Annotated in this window: 12 protein-coding genes and 5 pseudogenes; 3 read left to right on the forward strand and 14 right to left on the reverse strand. The window is 69.7% G+C overall.

Annotation, left to right across the window (positions count from 1 at the left end):
• Positions 1–34: 34 nt before the first annotated feature.
• The 3 genes and pseudogenes from L2X98_RS05660 to L2X98_RS05675 all read right to left on the reverse strand — a co-directional run bounded on the left by L2X98_RS05660 (position 35) and on the right by L2X98_RS05675 (position 3,692).
• Positions 35–292 (reverse strand): hypothetical protein, encoded by a 258-nt coding sequence (locus L2X98_RS05660; protein ID WP_259612597.1) that lies wholly within the window; start codon positions 290–292, stop codon positions 35–37.
• 30 nt (positions 293–322) lie between these two features.
• A pseudogene (locus L2X98_RS05670) lies at positions 323–2,827 on the reverse strand (aconitate hydratase); the annotation flags it as partial.
• A gap of 379 nt (positions 2,828–3,206) precedes the next feature.
• The gene (locus tag L2X98_RS05675) at positions 3,207–3,692 is read right to left on the reverse strand and encodes an Lrp/AsnC family transcriptional regulator (protein ID WP_259612598.1); all 486 of its coding nucleotides are present in this window, start codon (positions 3,690–3,692) and stop codon (positions 3,207–3,209) included.
• Positions 3,693–3,763: 71 nt separating this feature from the next.
• Here L2X98_RS05675 and L2X98_RS05680 point away from each other — a divergent pair.
• From L2X98_RS05680 to L2X98_RS05690, 3 genes and pseudogenes are all read left to right on the forward strand, one after another.
• Positions 3,764–5,277: pseudogene (locus tag L2X98_RS05680) on the forward strand (DUF6421 family protein).
• A gap of 179 nt (positions 5,278–5,456) precedes the next feature.
• A complete protein-coding gene (locus L2X98_RS05685; RefSeq protein ID WP_259612599.1) occupies positions 5,457–6,146 on the forward strand; it encodes an SDR family NAD(P)-dependent oxidoreductase in 690 nt (229 codons plus the stop codon).
• Between the two features lie 117 nt (positions 6,147–6,263).
• Positions 6,264–7,395 (forward strand): annotated as a pseudogene (locus tag L2X98_RS05690) (threonine aldolase family protein).
• Positions 7,396–7,410: 15 nt separating this feature from the next.
• On the opposite strand, the gene L2X98_RS05695 reads toward L2X98_RS05690, so the two are convergent.
• From L2X98_RS05695 to L2X98_RS20175, 11 genes and pseudogenes are all read right to left on the reverse strand, one after another.
• Positions 7,411–7,662 (reverse strand): hypothetical protein, encoded by a 252-nt coding sequence (locus L2X98_RS05695; RefSeq protein WP_259612600.1) that lies wholly within the window; start codon positions 7,660–7,662, stop codon positions 7,411–7,413.
• Entirely contained in the window at positions 7,617–8,597 is a 981-nt protein-coding gene (locus L2X98_RS05700) for a transforming acidic coiled-coil-containing protein (protein WP_259612601.1), read from the reverse strand. Before L2X98_RS05700 ends, L2X98_RS05695 begins: the two co-directional genes overlap by 46 nt.
• Positions 8,504–8,920 (reverse strand): DivIVA domain-containing protein, encoded by a 417-nt coding sequence (locus L2X98_RS05705; protein WP_259612602.1) that lies wholly within the window; start codon positions 8,918–8,920, stop codon positions 8,504–8,506. The genes L2X98_RS05700 and L2X98_RS05705 overlap by 94 nt, the downstream gene beginning before the upstream one ends.
• Positions 8,921–9,129: 209 nt before the next feature.
• Positions 9,130–9,759, reverse strand: a complete 630-nt coding sequence (locus L2X98_RS05710; RefSeq protein WP_259612603.1) for an NUDIX hydrolase family protein — start codon at positions 9,757–9,759, stop codon at positions 9,130–9,132.
• Between the two features lie 25 nt (positions 9,760–9,784).
• Positions 9,785–10,150 (reverse strand): ArsR/SmtB family transcription factor, encoded by a 366-nt coding sequence (locus L2X98_RS05715; RefSeq protein WP_259612604.1) that lies wholly within the window; start codon positions 10,148–10,150, stop codon positions 9,785–9,787.
• Entirely contained in the window at positions 10,140–10,568 is a 429-nt protein-coding gene (locus L2X98_RS05720; protein ID WP_259612605.1) for an SRPBCC family protein, read from the reverse strand. The genes L2X98_RS05715 and L2X98_RS05720 overlap by 11 nt, the downstream gene beginning before the upstream one ends.
• A 44-nt stretch (positions 10,569–10,612) precedes the next feature.
• A complete protein-coding gene (locus L2X98_RS05725; protein WP_259612606.1) occupies positions 10,613–11,725 on the reverse strand; it encodes an ABC transporter ATP-binding protein in 1,113 nt (370 codons plus the stop codon).
• Positions 11,726–11,754: 29 nt separating this feature from the next.
• Positions 11,755–14,091, reverse strand: a complete 2,337-nt coding sequence (locus L2X98_RS22130; RefSeq protein ID WP_435526252.1) for an ABC transporter permease subunit — start codon at positions 14,089–14,091, stop codon at positions 11,755–11,757.
• Positions 14,092–14,477: 386 nt separating this feature from the next.
• A pseudogene (locus L2X98_RS05750) lies at positions 14,478–15,728 on the reverse strand (ABC transporter substrate-binding protein); the annotation flags it as partial.
• Positions 15,729–15,798: 70 nt separating this feature from the next.
• Complete coding sequence (locus tag L2X98_RS22135; RefSeq protein WP_435526270.1) at positions 15,799–17,058, reverse strand: amidohydrolase; 1,260 nt, start codon at positions 17,056–17,058, stop codon at positions 15,799–15,801.
• A gap of 61 nt (positions 17,059–17,119) precedes the next feature.
• Positions 17,120–17,473 (reverse strand): annotated as a pseudogene (locus L2X98_RS20175) (amidohydrolase family protein); the annotation flags it as partial.
• Between the last annotated feature and the right edge of the window lie 163 nt (positions 17,474–17,636).

Below are 17,636 nucleotides of genomic sequence, written 5' to 3' on the forward strand. Positions count from 1 at the left end.
GCATCCATCGTCCGATGTATTCGCCGCCTCCCCCTCAGGCCTCGAGCCGCTGGCGCAGCACGTACTGCAGGATGCCGCCGTGCCGGTAGTACTCGCGCTCGGTCGGAGTATCGATGCGGACGGTGGCGGTGAACTCCCGGGCCTCGCCGTCGTCGGGCTCGACCCGCACGGTCACCTCGGTCGGAACGGCATCCTGCCCCTCGAGTCCGATGATCGAATAGGTCTCGGTGCCGTCCAGCCCGAGCAAAGCGGCGGTCTCGCCCTCACGGAACTGCAGCGGCAGCACCCCCATGCCGATGAGGTTGGACCGGTGGATCCGCTCGAACGACTCGGCGAGCACCGCCTGGGCCCCGCAGCAGGGTGCCCTTGGCCGCCCAGTCGCGCGACGAGCCCGAGCCGTACTCCTTGCCGGCGAGCACGATCAGAGGTATGCCCTGCTCGGCATATTTCTCGGATGCCGCGAAGATCGAGGTCTGCTCCCCCTCCGGCAGCAGGCGGGTGAAGCCGCCTTCCGCGTCCACCAGCTCGTTGCGCAGTCGGATGTTGGCGAACGTGCCGCGGATCATCACCTCGTGGTTGCCGCGGCGCGAGCCGTACGAGTTGAACTGGCGCGGCTCCACGCCGTGCTCGGTCAGGTACTCGCCCGCCGGAGAGTCGCGCTTGATCGTCCCGGCCGGCGAGATGTGGTCGGTGGTCACCGAGTCGCCGAGCTTGGCCAGCACCCGCGCCCCGGTGATGTCGCGCAGCAGGTCCGGCACGGCGTGCATGCCGTCGAAGTACGGCGGACGGCGCACGTAGGTCGAGTCATCCTGCCAGTCGAACCGGTCGCCCTCGGGCACCGGCAGACTGTTCCAGTTCTCGTCGCCGGCGTACACGTCGGAGTAGCCCTCGGTGAACATGCGCGCCTCCACGCACGAGTCCACGACCTCCTTGATCTCGTGCGTGGACGGCCAGATGTCCTTGAGGAACACCGGCTGCCCGTCGTCGCCGTCGCCCAGCGGGTCGCGGTTCAGATCCACGTGCATCGATCCGGCGAGCGCGTAGGCGACCACCAGCGGGGGCGACGCGAGGAAGTTCATGCGCGTCTGGGAATGGATCCGGCCCTCGAAGTTGCGGTTCCCGCTGAGGACGGATGCCACGGTCAGATCGCCGGCATCCACCGCCTGTCCCACCTCTTCGATGAGCGGCCCCGAGTTGCCGATGCAGGTCGTGCACCCGTATCCGACGAGGTTGAAGCCCAACTCGTCGAGGTACGGCGTGAGGCCGGAGCGCTCGAAGTAGTCGGTGACCACGCGGGAGCCGGGGGCGAGCGAGGTCTTCACCCACGGCTTGCTCTTCAGCCCCTTCTGCACCGCGTTGCGCGCGAGCAGCGCCGCCCCGATCATGACCGACGGGTTGGAGGTGTTCGTGCAGGATGTGATCGCCGCGATGACGACATCGCCGTTGTCCAGCTGCGAGCTGTCGCCGCCGACGGTCAGCGTTGCCGGGTTGGACGGCCAATCGATCGCGCCCCCGTCGTCCTCGGCCACCGTCACGGCCGCGGCGGGCTCGAACATGTCCGGCTCGCCGAGGAACGGATCCGAGGCCGGGAACGTGTCGTCGATCGCATCGTCCAGCGCAGTCAGCCGCTTCACGTCCGCGGTCGGGTCGGCCAGCAGCCGCTCGACGGTGCGATGGGCCACAGCCAGCGGGATCCGGTCCTGCGGGCGCTTCGGCCCGGCGATCGACGGCTCGATCGAGCCGAGGTCGAGCTCGACCACGTGCGAGTACTCCGGCTCGTGCTCGGGGTCGTGCCACAGCCCCTGCTCCTTCGCGTACGCCTCGACCAGCGCCACCCGCTCGGGGCTGCGGCCGGTGAAGCGCAGGTAGTCCAGGGTCTCGTCGTCGATCGGGAAGATGGTGATCGTCGAGCCGTACTCGGGGCTCATGTTCCCGATCGTGGCGCGATTGGCCAGCGGCACGTTCGCCACCCCCGGGCCGAAGATCTCGACGAACTTGCCGACCACCCCGGTCTGCCGCAGGCTCTGCCACGGTCAGCACCATGTCGGTGGCGGTCACGCCCTCGCGCAGCTCGCCGGTGAGCTTGAGCCCGATCACCTCGGGCAGCAGCATCGACACCGGCTGGCCGAGCATCGCCGCCTCGGCCTCGATCCCGCCCACGCCCCAGCCGACGACGCCGAGCCCGTTGACCATCGGCGTATGCGAGTCGGTGCCGACCAGGGTGTCGGGGTAGGCCTGCGGCATCCCGTCGCCCTTGTCGTCCGCCCCGAACACGACCCGGGCGAGGTATTCCAGGTTGACCTGGTGGCAGATGCCGGTGTCGGGCGGCACGACGACGAAGTCGTCGAACGCATGCTGGGCCCATCGCACGCTGGTACCGCTCGCGGTTGCGCTCGAACTCGAGGTCGGCGTTGATGCGGGATGACTCGGGCCGGCCGAAGCTGTCGGCGATGACCGAGTGGTCGATGACGAGTTCGACGGGGATCAGCGGGTTGACCTGCTGTGGGTCTCCGCCCAGCTCGTCCATCGCGTCGCGCATCGCGACCAGATCGACCACACAGGGAACGCCGGTGAAGTCCTGGAGCAGCACCCGGGCCGGCGTGAATTGGATCTCGGTGCCTCCGACATCCTTCGCATTCCAGTTCGCCAGCGCGGTGACCTGCTCGGCGGTGACGGTCACGCCGTCCTCGTTGCGCAGCAGGTTCTCCAGCAGGACCTTCAGGCTGTACGGCAGCCGGCCGGCGTTCGGGACGCTGTCCAGTCGGAAGATCTCGTACTGCTTGTCTCCGACGGTGAGCGTGTCCTTCGCTCCGAAGCTGTTCGACATCGATAACCCCTCCCAGCACGAGCGGCGGTGTGCAGACGACACCGGCGACGCCTCTCCCCATCATGCCCCGTTCCGCGGGGCTGTGGGCCGTGCCGGCTGGGGGTGGTGCCGCTGGCCGGGGTTGCGGCGCGGACGCGGTGCGACCGCGCCGCGGTGCGGCCGCAGCCCGACCCGACCGCAGCCCGACCCGCAGAATCGCCGAAACCAGGGATCCTCCGCGAAACCCAGGCGGAGGCCCCCGGTTTCGACGAGAATCCCTTGTCTCGCCGATCGGGGGCCGGGCCGCCGGGGGCCGGGCCGTCGCGGGGCCGGGCCGTCGCCGGGCCGTCGCCGGGCCGGGCCGCCGGGGGCCGGGCCGATCAGGCCGGGCCGCCGGTGATCAGTCCGCGGCGGGCGGGAGGGGCACGAGCGGGCGCTGCTCGTAGAAGGTCTGCAGCACCACCGTCGTGCGTGTGCTCACCGAGGCGGCACGTCGGATGTCGCCGATCAGCCGTTCGAGGTCGCGCGGCGAGGCGACCCGGACGAACAGCATGTACGAGGCCTCCCCCGCGATCGAGTGGCACGCCTCGATCTCGGTCAGATGCTCGAGCAGCTCGGGGGCGTCGTCGGGCTGGGCCGGGTCCAGGGGCGAGATCTCGATGAACGCCGCCAGCGGCTTGCCCACTGCCTCGGCCGCGAGGATCGGCCGGTAGCCGGTGATCACCCCGCGCGACTCGAGTCGCCGCAGCCGCGCCTGCACGGCCGACACCGACAGACCGACGCGCGGAGCCAGCTGTGCCAGCGTGGTGCGCGCATCGGCGGAGATCTCGGCGACGATGCGGGTGTCGACCGCGTCCAGTGCAGCATCCGATGGCGAATCGCTCATGACCGTAATATTATCGGTAAGACGGCGATTCAGCCGGAAGATTTCGTGTCATTCGAAGATCGGAGGTTCCCATGTCCATGAGTCAGGTCCACGCCGAGCGCGCGCAGAAGACCGTCGTCGGCGAACCCGAGCACCGCACTGAGCGAGCGGAGCGAGACGAAGGGGTCGTCGAAGACGTACGGGGCGTCGAGAACGGCTCCGCGTGGTCGGCGCTGAAGGATGCCGCGACCGCCCTGCAGACGATCCAGGTCCAGGACGGCTCCGTGCCCGACGAGAAGACTCGGGCCGCCGAACTGGTCGAGACAATCGTCGCCTCGATCGCCGAGCTCGCGCCGCTGTTCCCGCACGACGAGGCGTACCTCGCGGCATCCGTCGTGGACTTCCGCCGCTGGGCGGACGAGGGCTTCGGCATCCCGGACTTCTACGACTCGCTGGTCGCGTTCCATCCGGAGCAGCATCGCGTGGACGGCCTGCGGCACCTGGTCGTGTTCCCGATGTATACGCAGAACGGGTCGCGCAACCGGCACGTCGAAGCGCTGATCGTCGAGGTCATCTGGCCCGAGTTCATCGCCGCGCTGGAGGCCGGCGACTACGGCAACAAGCTGTTCGTGTCGCTGCGGCTGATCGATTTCACCCCCGGCTACAACACGAACTCGGCCGTGCTGTTCCCCGAGACGGTGGCGATGCGCGAGATCCCGACGTTCACCTGGGGCGCGATCTTCCAGGACCGCGAGGCGGCGCGCTACCGCCGAGTGGTGCGGGCGGCATCCGAGATCACGAAGCTCGACCTGCCCGCGGAGGCGGCGCGCATGCTGGAGGACCAGAAGCTCGCCGAAGAGGTGTTCGTGATGTGGGACATCATCCACGATCGCACGCACATGCGCGGCGATCTGCCGTTCGATCCGTTCATGATCAAGCAGCGGATGCCGTACTTCCTGTATTCGCTGGAGGAGATGCGCTGCGATATGACCGCGTTCCGCGAGTCGGTGGCGATCCAGGCGCGGCTTCAGGCGCAGGACGAGCGCACCCCCGTCGAGGAGCAGATCCTGGAGCACGCTCGGCTGGTGCAGTACGCGGTGATCTTCGACCGGATCTTCCGGTTCGCGATCACCGGGTCGCGGGTGCGCAACTACGACGGGCTGGGCGGCCAGCTGCCTTCGCGTGGCTGCACCAGCGGGGCGTGCTGCACTGGACCGACACCGCACTCGCGTTCGATTGGGGCCCCACGCTCGGAGGCTCGGGTCAGCGCGCCGGCGATGGCTCGAGTGAGCGCGGGGAGGGCGACGTCCCGGCCGCCGTGGTCGCGCTCGGGGATGCGATCGACGAGCTGTACTGGAAGTCGATCGATCGTCCGAAGATCGCGCACTGGCTGGCCGCGTACGAGCTGGTGAGCGGCGTGGTGACGCCGCACCCGGCGTCGGCGTGGGCGCGCGGCCTGCCCGACGACGTGCTCGCCGGTCCGCCGAAGTGGTACACGGATGCCGTGCTGGACGACGAGTTCCCCCACTCGATGTTCTACGAGGCCCTGGAGAAGAAGATGCGCGACGTGATCGCGTCGACCGCCGGCATCCGCGGCACCGACTGACCCCCTGCATTCTTCTCGAAATCGTACGATTTGGCCGGGTGCACATGAAACTGGGCCAGATTTGATGTGCAGTCGCGAAGATGATGTGCAGTGGATGACGCGGGCCCAAGGCCCCGGGATGACGCGGGACCAAGGCCCGTGGATGACGCGGGCCCAAGGCCCCGGGAGAGGATGCCCCGATGACGGACCTGACCGGTCGGACGGTGCTGGTGGCCGGAGCGACGAGTGCGAGCGGCCGCATCGCCGTGCAGACGCTGGTGGATGCCGGCGCCTTCGTGGTCGCTGTCGGACACGACCCGGTGAAGCTCGAGGCGCTCGCCGAGCAGATCGACGCGACGGACACCGGCGCACCGTGGGTGACCGAGGCGTGCGACCTCGCCGACGAGCAGGCGGTGTTCGGGCTCGCCGAGCGTCTGCGCGGCGATGACACCCGCGTCGACGGCCTGCTGCATCTGGTGGGCGGATGGCGCGGCGGCGGAGGCCTGGCCGGACAGACCGATGAGGACTTCCGCTTCCTCGAGGGGTCGCTCACCGCGCTGCGGCACGTGAGCCGGGCGTTCGACGACGATCTGAAGGCATCGGATGCGGGCCGCCTGGCCATGGTCTCGTCGGTCTCGGTCGCCCGGCCGCTGGCCGGCGGAGCGAACTATGCCGCGGTCAAGGCGGCCAGCGAGGCCTGGATGCGCGCAGTCGCGCAGGGCTTCGCGAAGGCGGCCAGGGATGCCGATCACCCGCTTGCCGCGGCGTCCGTCGTGTTCCGGGTGAAGGCTCTCCAGGGCCTCGAGCAGACCCTCGCCGATCGGTTCGCCGCCCTCTGGGACACCGACGCCGCCGATGTGAATGACACGGTGATAGACCTCACGACGTGATCGGGTGACAACGGCAGGCCGGATCGAGTCTCGGAGACGGTCCGCGGCGCCTCTGCGCCGATCCGGCCTGCCGCTGCCACCGGCGAGTGCCCCGCACACGAACTAGATTGGATACCTGTGACCCCTCTGCATGATGCGAACCTGCGCGGCTTCGCCAGCGACAACTACTCCGGCATCCATCCCGAAGTGCTGGCCGCCATCGCCGCCGCCAACGGCGGGCACCAGATCTCCTACGGCGAGGATGCCTACACCGCCCGCCTGCAAGAGGTCATGTCCGACCACTTCGGCGAGGGGGTCGAGGCGTTCCCGGTGTTCAACGGCACCGGCGCGAACGTCACCGCGCTGCAGTCGATGCTGCCGCGGTGGGGTGCGGTCGTGGCGGCATCCACCGCGCACATCAACGTCGACGAGCAGGGCGCCCCCGAGCGCATCGGCGGGATGAAGCTGCTGACCGTCCCGACCGACGACGGCAAGCTCACCCCCGAGCTGATCGACCTTCAGGCCTGGGGCTGGGGCGACGAGCACCGCGCGCAGCCGCTCGTGGTGTCGCTGACGCAGTCCACCGAGCTGGGCACGCTGTATACGCCCGACGAGCTGCGGGCCATCGCCGATCACGCGCACGGGGTCGGCATGCGCGTGCACATGGACGGCGCGCGCCTCGCGAACGCGGCGGCATCCCTCGACCTGCCGCTGCGCGCCTTCACCCGCGACGTCGGCATCGACGTGGTCAGCGTCGGCGGCACCAAGAACGGCGCGCTGGGCGCCGAGGCGATCGTCGTGCTCAACCCGGAGGCATCCGCCGGCCTCGTCTATCTGCGCAAGATGAACATGCAGCTCGCCTCGAAGATGCGGTTCGTCTCGGCGCAAGCTGGTGGCGCTGCTGGAGGGCGATCTGTGGCTGCGCAACGCGCGGCACGCCAACGCGATGGCGCAGCGTCTGCGGACCGGCATCGAGGCGGGCCTCGCCGACGGCTCCATCAGCGGCGTCGGGTTCACCCAGGCGACGCAGGCCAACGGCGTGTTCGCGACGCTGCCGGCCGGCGTCGCCGACCGGCTGCGGGAGTCATTCCGGTTCTATGACTGGGGCCCCGCGTCCGGAGGCTCGGATCAGCGCGTCAGCGATGATCCGAGTGGACGTGGGGAGGATGCTGCGCGCAACGAGGTGCGGTGGATGTGCTCGTTCGACACCACTGAGGACGACATCGACGCGTTCCTCGCCGCGATCGCGCGCGAGACCACCTCCGGCTGACCGGCACTCCCAGGCTCAGTTGTCCGCGTCTTCGACGATGCGCTCGGCTTCCTCGATGACCGAGCTCTCCCCGTCGGCGTCCGTCGCTTCCCCGTCGGCGTCCGCGTCGGCATCAGCATCCGCCGCCGCGTCGGTCGCGGCATCCGCCGCGTCGTCCTCGGCAGGCGACACCGGCGCGCCCTCGGCGGCCGGCAGAGTCGAGGACGGCCGGATGAGCTCCTTCACCTCGGCGAGGAAGCTCGTGAGCTGATGCTGCTGCCAGCGCAAGCTGGCGTGCGCGGTCCTCGGCGTCGCGCAGCACGTCCTGCGCGTTCGCGGTGACCAGGTCCATGATCTTCTGCGCCTTGGTGCGGGCGTGCTCCAGATGCTCGGCGGCGCGCAGCTGCGCGTCGGCCTCGATCTGCTGCCCTGTGCGCGGGCGAGCTTCTCGAAGTCGTCCGCCTTCGCGGTGACGCGCTTCGCGTGCTCCAGCGAGGCGGCGACCTGCTCGTTCGCGTCGGTGGTGATCCGCTCGGCGTGGGCGACGGCCTGGTTGTCGCAGCACCAGGAACTCCTGGTGCGCGTCGTCCTGGCGCCGGGTGAGGGATGCCTCGAACTCGAGCGTGCGCACGCGCAAGCTCGCGGACCGCCTCCTCGGCCTCGGCGCGGTCGCGGCTGGTCTCGCGTGCCACCATCGAGCGCAGCGCCGCCGCGCCCTTCTCCGCCTCGGAGCGGATGGCGGCCGCCTCGCGGTCCGCCTGCTCCACCTTCTCGGCAGCGTGCGCGGCTTCGCGCTCGAGCAGCGCCTGGTGCGCGGTCAGCTCGGTGTCGATTCGCAGGCGCGCCTGCTGCGCCTCGTGCTGTGCCTGGGCGATGATCCCCTCGGCCTGCGCCTGCGCGTCCGCGCGCCGACTGTCCACCTCTTCGCGCGCGGCCTCCAGCAACCGGTCGCCCTGCACGCTCGCGTTGCGGATGAGGGTGGACGCCTGCTCCTCGGCGACCCGCAGGATCTCCTCGAACTGGCGCCGGTTCGGCGACTCGGTCGGGGACCCGCTGAGTTCCTCGCTCAGCGCCTGCACGTGCTTCTGCGCCTCGGTCGTCTGCGCGTGCGCGGCGGCGAGGTCGGCCTTCAGCTGGGCATGCGCCTCCTCCAGCCGGGCACGTTCGGCAGCCTCGTCCGAACGGACCTGCTCGACCTCTTTGCGGCGCTGGGCTTGCGGCATCCTTCAGCTTCGCCTTCAGCGCGGCCAGCGCGTCGCTGTCCTGCGAGCGGGCGGCGGTGGCGGCATCCTCCAGCTCTTCGACCCGGCTCTGCAAGCTGCGCAAGCGACGTCGTGGCGCGGTGGCGCTCATCCTTGAGCCGGGCGGCCTCGTCACCCGAGGTGCGCAGGCGCGTCTTCAGCTGCGAGATCGCGGCATCGACCTCGTCCTTGTCGTACCCGCGGAACGCGGTGTTGAAGCCCGCATCGGCCGCGGTGGCGGCCAGCAGGGTGTCGAACGGCGTCTCGGCGGACTCGGCGTCGGTCTGCGGCGGCTGGTCGGACATGGGTGTGTCTCGGCTCTCGGAAGTGGGGTTCAGCGCGAGACAGCGCGACGCCGGAACCGCCTCGCCGCGCGCGGCCGATGGCGGGTCAGCGGACGCTGCCTACGACACCGGGGGGCAGTGGCGCAGATGCTCTGCGTGCGGACACGGTGAACACTACCGCCCCTGCCTGAGTGTCCTCAATGCCCGCGCGCGGCCGATGCCGCCGGCATTCAGCGGAGCGCGCCGACGCTGGCCAGCGCCATCCGCAGCAGCGTGCCGCGGCCGCCCTCCATGTCGGCCGCGACGGCATCGGATGCTGCTTCCTCGGGCCCGAGCCACGTCACCTCGAGCGCATCCTGACGAGGATCGCAGGTGCCGGTGACCGGCACCACGAACGCGAGCGAGACGGCATGCTGTCGGTCGTCGTGGAACGCGCCCAGCCCCGGCATCGGGAAGTACTCGGCCACCGTGAACGGCGTCGGTTGCAGTGGGAGCAGCGGGAACGCCATCGGGCCGAGGTCGTTCTCCAGATGGCGGAACAGCGCGTCGCGGACGGTCTCGCCGTATCGCACCCGGCCCGACACGATCGTGCGGGTCATCTCGCCCAGCGGCGTCGCGCGCAGCAGGCCCACCTCGGTGACGACGCCGACGCCGTCGGTGCGCACCGGGACGGCCTCGACGTAGAGGATGGGCAGGCGGCGCCGCGCCTGCGCGAGTTCGACGTCGGTCAGCCAGCCGGGGTTCACGCTCCCCGCACCGGTGCCGAAGCCCTCGAGCGAGCCGGGGATGAACGGCTCGCCGCCCGGGGTCGACTCCTCCGGGTCCGGCTCGGGATCGGGGTCAGGCGTGCGGACGGGCATGTCTCCTGTATACCCCACGCATCCGTCACTCCGGTGGTTGCCGGATGTCGGATCGCCCGCCGGCCGGAGGTTCTTCGACGACGTCGCGCAGGCGGAGCAGTGCATCCGTCCAGAAGACCTCGTACCGGCGCAGCCACGGGGCCATGGCCGCGTGCAGCGCGTCCGGGTCGAGGCGGTAAAGCTGGTTGCGCCCCTCCTTGCGGGCGCGCACCAAGCCGGCCGCCCGCAGCGCCATCAGGTGTTTGGAGATCCCCGATGCCACCAGGCCGGGGAAGGCAGCGGCCAGGGCTCCGACCGACTGCTCGCCCTGGGCGGCGAGCAGGTCGAGGATGCGGCGACGCGTCGGATCGGCGAGGATGCGGAAGACCTCGTCGGTGGCATCAGGCGACATCGGCTCCCACCGCGGCCGCCAGCGCCTCCAGCACGAGGTGCTCGGCAAGGCCGCGCACGTACGCCTGCTCGATCGCCGCCCAGCGCGGCGACCCGATCCCGGCGAAGCCGTCGTGCCGCAGGGTGACCCGGGTGCCCGTCGTGACGGCCTCCAGCAGGAAGACGAGGCGGGCGGGATGCCTCCACCCGGCATCCTGCTCGCACCAGCTCAGCACGAGTCGACCTTCCGGCACGATCTCCAGCACTGTCCCGGTGATGGTAGTGCCGTCGGGCCCGGTCATCCGGTACTCCCCGCCCCGCTGCAGATCGATGTCGAGATCATCGGCCAGCCAGGAGCGCATGCCCGCGGGCTCCGCGAACTGCGCCCACACGCGGCTGGGCGGGGCGGCGATGTCGAGGATGCGCGTGATGTCGGGCATGGGGAACTCCTTACTCTTCGGTAATGCATTACCGTACAGTAAGGTCATTCTGATCGCAACGCCCTCGCTCTCAGTCGTGGGCGGGCACCCGCGGGATCGAGTCCAGCAGCAGGCGCGTGTAGGGGTGCTGCGGCTGCCTCGAGGAGTCGAGCAGTCGGACCTTCCTCGACGATCCGCCCGCGCCGCATGACCAGCGTCGTCTCGCATACGCGGCGCACGACGGTCAGGTCGTGGCTGATGAAGACCACGGTCAGTCCTCGGTCACGACGAATGTCGGCGACCAGGTCCAGCACCTGCGCCTGCACCGACACATCCAGCGCGCTGGTGGCCTCGTCCATCACCAGCACGTCGGGATCGACGGCCACCGCACGGGCGATGGCGACCCGCTGCCGTTGCCCGCCCGACAGTGTGCGCGGACGCGCCGATGCGTGGCGCTCCTCGAGCCCGACCGCGGTGAGCAGCTCGACCACGCGCCGGCGCAGAGCGGCATCGCGTCGGCCGGTGTGCAGCCGGAGCGCGTCTTCGATGGCTCGCCCCACCGGGACACGCGGGTCCAGCGACAGGTACGGATCCTGGAACACCATCTGCACAGAACGGGCCCGCGCAAGCCGCTCGGCGCGGCTGTGCGCGGCGCCGAGTCGGTCACGGCCGGCAATGTGGATGTCGCCGACATCGGGACGTTCGAGCCCCACGATCATCCGCGCCAGCGTGGATTTGCCCGAGCCGGATTCGCCGACCACGCCCAGCGCGCCGCCACGCGCCAGTGCGAACGAAGCGCCCGACACGGCCTGCAGGGGCGCTCGACCCGCCACGTGGTAGCTCTTGCCGAGTCCCTCCACCCGCAGTATGGGCTCATCTGCGGGCGCCGGCGCGGGCTCGGCCGGAACACCCGCGTGCCGCAGCCCGGCCGCCGCTGGGCCGGCGGTCCGGTCCAACGATGGAGTGGCCTCCACGAGGCGGCGGGTGTACGCCGCCTGCGGGTTCCCGAAAACGTCGCGCGCCGAGCCCTGCTCCTGAATCACACCGTCGTGCATCACATAGACGCGATCGCAGATGGATGCCGCCAAGTTGAGATCGTGCGTGATGAACAGCATCCCCATCCCACGCTCGCCCCGCAGATGCTCGAGCACGGCGACGATGTCGGCCTGGGTGGTCACATCCAGTGCCGAGGTGGGCTCGTCGCAGATCAGCAGCTGGGCGACGAGGTCAGCGCTCCGGCGATCATCACGCGCTGGAGCATGCCGCCGGAGAACTCGTGCGGATGCTGACGCAGATGCGCCCGGGGATCCGGCAGCCGGACAGCATCCAGCAGGTCCAGTGCACGCGTGTGGGCATCGGCCGCCGAACAATGCTCGACCAGCCGCATCGTCTCGGTCATGTGGTCGCCGATGGTGCGCATCGGATTGATCCCCGAGCGTGGATCTTGGAAGACCATGGCGGCACCTTCGCGACGCACGCGCAGCACGTCCTTTCGATGGGCGCCGACCATCTCGCGGCCGGTGACCCGCATCGACCCGCCGAGCGTCGCGGCGGCAGGCGTCAGGCCGAGCGCGGCGCGCGCCGTCAACGACTTGCCGGAGCCGGACTCGCCCACCAGTCCGACCGTCTCTCCCGCATCCACGTGCAGCGTCACGCCACGCAGGAGAGGCGTGCCGTCGGCGAGCGTCAGGGTGAGCTCCGAGACCTCGAGCAATCTGCTCGCCATTGCGGTATCGGTCATGCCACATCTCCTCCGATGCGATCGGAGATGTCCTCGCCGATCACGTTCACTGCGACGACCGCGAGCACGACCGCGACGGCCGGGACCAGGGCCGGCAGGAAGGCGCCGGCGACGATGCCGGCCTGCGCCTCGTTGATCATCGCGCCCCAGTCCGCTGTCGGCGGCTGCACGCCCAGCCCCAGGAACGAGAGCCCGGCCAGCTCTGCCAGGATGTAGCCGAAGTTCAGCGTCGACTGCGCGCCGACGACCGGGGTCACGTTCGGCAGCACCCGGCGCAAGCGCGATCCAGGGCCCCGAGAAGCCCTGCACACGGTAGGCGGCCACGTACGGGCGGGACCGCTCGGCACTGACCAGAGCGCGGGTCAGCCGCGCGACGTACGGCGCGTATGCGATGCTCATCGCGATCACCGGTGCGATCAGCCCCTTGCCGAACAGCGCGACCGCCATGATGCCCAGAAGCAGCGACGGAAACGCGAACAGCACATCGAACAGCCGGCCCAGGACGGCATCCAGCCAGCCGCCGCGCCAGGCGGCTGCAAGACCGAGCAGGATGCCCACGATCGTCGAGCCGACGACCACGGCCAGCGGGCCGAGCAGCGCGGTCTGCGCGCCGAACATCGTGCGGCTGAGCAGATCGCGCCCGAGGCCGTCGGTGCCGAGCCAGTGCGCGGCGCTGGGGCCGGCGTTGATGGCGGTGAAGTCGACGGCATCCGGTGCGAACGGTGCGATGACGGGAGCCAATGCTGCCATCAGCACGAGCAGCACCACGACGATGACGGCGACCCAGGTGGTGGCAGAAGCGCGCGGGAAGCGCGTGGTGCGCAGAATGCGCAGGGTCATGGTCGCAGTCGTGCTCATCGTGCGGCTTCCCCGGCGGCCAAGCGTAGATCCAGCAGTGGTTCGAGCAGATCGACGGCGGTGTTGACAACGAGGAACACCGTGACCACCAGCAGCACGATGGCCTGCACCACGGGAAAGTCCAGTCGGTCGACGGACTGCACCAGGAGCGAACCGATGCCCGCGACCCCGAATGCCGCGTCGACGATCGTCGTGGCCACCAGCATCCCGGCGATCAGCGGGCCGCCGACGGTGAGGATCGGGCGCAGCGAGTTGCGCAAGCACGTGCCGGCGCACGACGGCGCCGGCCGGCACCCCGCGACTGGTGGCCACCTCGACGTGCTCACGCGAGAACTGCTCGACCATCGCCGAGCGGGTCACCTTGGCGATCAGCACGACGAACACGATGGTCAGCGTGAGTGCGGGCAGCGTGAGGTGGTACACCATGTCGCCGAACCCTTCGCCGGCGCCGAAGGTGGGGAACCAGCCCAGATCGACCGCGAACACTGCGATCAGCAGGATTGCGACCACGAAGGACGGCATCGCGCTGAGCACGGTCAGCCCGATCAGCGTGACCCGGTCGGCGGCGCGGCCGCGGTAGACCGCGGCGACGATGCCGGCGACGAGCCCGAGCACGAGGATCGCCACCGCGGCCATCCCCACCATCAGCGCCGTGGTGGGCAGCCGACCCGCGATCACCGAGGACACATCCTGCCGATACTGCAGCGAGCGACCGAAGTCGCCGTGCAGCATGTCGACCACCCAGTTGACGTACTGCTGCCATGGGGGCAGGTCCAGTCCGAACTGCTTCGTGACCTCGGCGATCGCCTGCGGGTTCGGACTGCGCCCGCGCAGCAGGAACCGTACGGGGTCGCCCGGAACGATGAAGCGAGAGAAGAACACCAGCAGTGACGCGAGGAACAGCGTGAGCACGAGGCTCGCAAGCTTGCCGACGACCAGCCGCACCACCGCGCCCGACCGCCCGCGGCGTGCGGCGGAGGCGGAAGCGTCGGCACTGTCGACCGGGTCCCGCAGCAGGTCAGCGCTTGCCAAGGGTGGCCGCCCACGGGTAGTACAGGAACGCGATCGACGGCTGCAGGCCGGTGATCCGCTTGCCGAGGAACACCGTCGTCGGCGCGTCGAACAGCGGCAGCCACGGCAGCTTGCTCGTTGGCGATCTTCTGCGCCTTGGTCGACAGCTTCGCCCGGGCGTTGACGTCGGAGGTCCCGATCGCCTCGTTCACGACCGTGTTGAACTCCTTGTCGTCCCACTCGCCGTAGTTGCTGAACTGGCCGGTGCGCAGCACCGCGTACATCTCCAGCGGGTCGGGGCTGGACAGGTACCAGCTGGTGTAGAACATGTCGATGCCTTCACGCGCACTCGGGTCGGAGAACAGCGCGCTGAACTGCGCCGGCGTGAGGGTGACGATCTTCGCCTTCAGCCCGATGGCGTTGGCGGCGGCGGCCGTGCCCTGCGAGACGATGTTGAAGTCGTTGCCGATCGGCGCCGTGGCGAACACGACCTCCTTGCCGGTGGCGCCGGCCTCTTCGACCAGCTTCTTCGCAGCCGCGACGTCGTACGTGTAGTCCTTCAATCCGTTGAACGCGTCATCCACGGTCGATTCGTCGACGCCGCTCCACACCGATTTCGTGGTCATGGCGTTGGTGACCTCACCGATGCCACCGGTCATGGCCTTGACCATCTCCGGTCTGTTCAGTGCCATCATCAGCGCTTGGCGCACGCGCACGTCACCGAGCGCGCCCTTCAGGTTCGAGATCACGATGTTGTTGACCGCGGTGTTCACACCGAGGTACAGGTGACCGGCATCCGTGCTGCGAGCTTCGGCAGCGCCTCGGCGGGCAGCATCCAGCCTGCCGTCGACGGCACCGGTGGTCAGCGCGTTCACGCGCGCTGTGGAATCGCCCATGAACACGAACGTGAAGGTCTTGTTCTTGGCCCTCAGCGCGGTGTCCCAATAGTCGTCGTAGCGCTCGAGTGTGATCGACTCGCCCGACTCCCACGACGCGACGCTGTACGGTCCGGTGCAATTGACCAGCCCGGTCGAGTTGCCGTAGTCCTTGCCCTTCTCAGCGAGCGTCTTGGCCGACTCGACCACTCCGGCCGATGAGCCCATGGCCAGATTGAACTGCGAGTCGGGGATCGAGGTGGTGACGGTGACCTCGTACGGCCCGGTCTGCGTGATCGATCTCACGTTCTGGTAGACATCGGCCCACGACGACCCGACAGCCGGGTCCATGTGGCGTTTCATCGAGGCCACCGCATCTGCGGCGGTCATCCTGGTTCCGTCGTGGAATGTGACGTCCTTGCGCAGTTCGTAGACCCACGTGGTCGGGGTCGGGTTGCTGAACGACTCGGCCAGGCTCGGCGACAGCGTCCAGTCCGGGTTCAGCCGCGAGCGACTCGCACACGTTGGCCAGGATCTGGTTGTCGGGGTAGTCGAACGCGTAGGCGTAGTCGAGCGAATACGGCTCGGCATAGACGGCCCAGGTGATGCTGTCGATGTCGCCGGAGGGCGCCGGCGTGTCGGCGGTGAGGCTGTTGGACGTCTTCGGCGTCTCGGGCTGCTGTCGAGCCGGCGCATCCGGTGACCACGAGCGCGGCGGCGACGATGCCGGCAGCGGCGGTCAGGATGCGGTGACGGTGCTGAGCTGTCATGAGTGCTCTCCTGTGGTGACGGGGGTACGGGTGTAGACCTGCGTGCCGCCGATCCACGTCGCGGCGACCTCACAGAGGTGGATGTCTGCGCTGGGCAGCGTGAACGGGTCGGGGTCGAGCACGATCAGGTCGGCGGCGAACCCCGGCGCTATCCGCCCGGTCTCGTGCTCGCGATGGTTGATCCACGCGGTGCCCGACGTATAGGCGGCCATCGCGGTGGCGAGGTCCAGGCACTGGCCGGCTCCACCCAGCGAGGGCAGTCCCGACCCGGGATACGCACGGTTCACCGCGACGTGGATCGCATCGATCGGCGCCGCACTCGAGACCGGCCAGTCACTGCCCCCGGCCAGCCGCGCGCCGGCGCGCGCAAGGTCGCCGAACGGATAGTGCCGCGCCTCCGCGCCATCGCGCAGGAACGGGAGGGTCAGCTCGTCCAACTGGTCCTCATGCGTGGCCCACAGCGCCTGGATGTTGGCCGTGGCATCCAATCCCGCGAAGCGGGGACATCGACCTCGTCGACCATCTGCAGGTGCGCGAGGTGATGTCGGCCGTCGGTCGCGCCGTTCGCCTCGCGCGCCGCTTCCAGCGCGTCCAGGGCCACCCGCACGGCGCGGTCGCCGAGTGCATGGAAGTGCACCTGCATGCCCGCGGCATCGAGGGCGGTGACATATTCGCGCAGGTCGTCCGGCAGGCACGAACGTCAGTCCAGAGGCGCCGGAGTCGTGGCCGTGCTCGTCGCGGTAGGGGGTGAGCATCGCGGCGGTGTGATTCTCGGCGACGCCGTCGACCATGATCTTGGTGGTGCCCAGGCGCAACCGGTCGCTGCCGAGCGCGGCGATCTCGTCGCGCCGCGCGACCATCTGCGCGACCTGCTCCGCGCCGCCGTCGCGCTCCCACCACTGTGCACCGTCGACGTGCACACGCAGTGTGCCCTCGGCGAGCGCTCGTCGGTAGGCCTCCAGGCCCTCGGCCGTCCCGGCGAGGTCGCCGATCATGGCATCCTGCCAGCCGGTGATGCCCAGTGCGATCAGACGCTCCTGCGCGCGCAGCAGTCCGCGGTAGGCGAGCTCCGGGTCGGCGGCGGGCGTGACGTGCGCGAACAGGTTCCCGGCGCCTTCGTGGAACGTTCCGGCCGGAAACCCGTCCGCCTCGCGGATGAGGACGCCGTCTGCGGGGTCGGGCGTGGACGCGTCCAGGCCCGCGGTCTGGATGGCGGCGGTGTTGGCCCAGGTGGAGTGGTGGTCGCGGCTGAGCAGGCATCACCGGACGGTCGGCGACAACCGCGTCCAGCAGACGACGTGTCGGATTGCCGCGGGGGAAGTGGTCCATCGACCAGCCGCCACCGAGGATCCAGGCGCCGGGCGGCTGCCGGGCGGCGTATTCCGCAACGATCGCGATGGCGGCGTCGGCATCCTCAGCACCCGACAGGTCGCACTGCAGCAGTTCGGTCCCGCCCCCGATCGGGTGGATGTGCGCGTCCTGGAAACCTGGCGACAGCAGGGCGCCCGCCAGATCGACGACTCGCGTGTGGGGACCGACATGGGCGACCAGCTCGGGATCCGGCGCCACGGCGACGATGCGACCATCCGTCACGGCCACGAACTGTCCGGACACCGGTGCCCCTGATCCGGTGAAGATCGCACCGCCGGTGAAGATCACATCAGCCGTCATGGCCGTCCTTCCGCGTCGAAGTTCTGCTTCGAGCGAGGCTAGATGCAGTCAACGTCGTTGTCAACACTGTTGACTCAATGGACGTGGAACAAGTTAGGCTGACAGGGGCGTCGGGGATGCACGCGGCGCATCGGTGCACCCGCCATCTCAACGGCGGCGAACG

The organism is Microbacterium elymi (assembly GCF_021582895.2).
Classification (GTDB): domain Bacteria; phylum Actinomycetota; class Actinomycetes; order Actinomycetales; family Microbacteriaceae; genus Microbacterium; species Microbacterium humicola.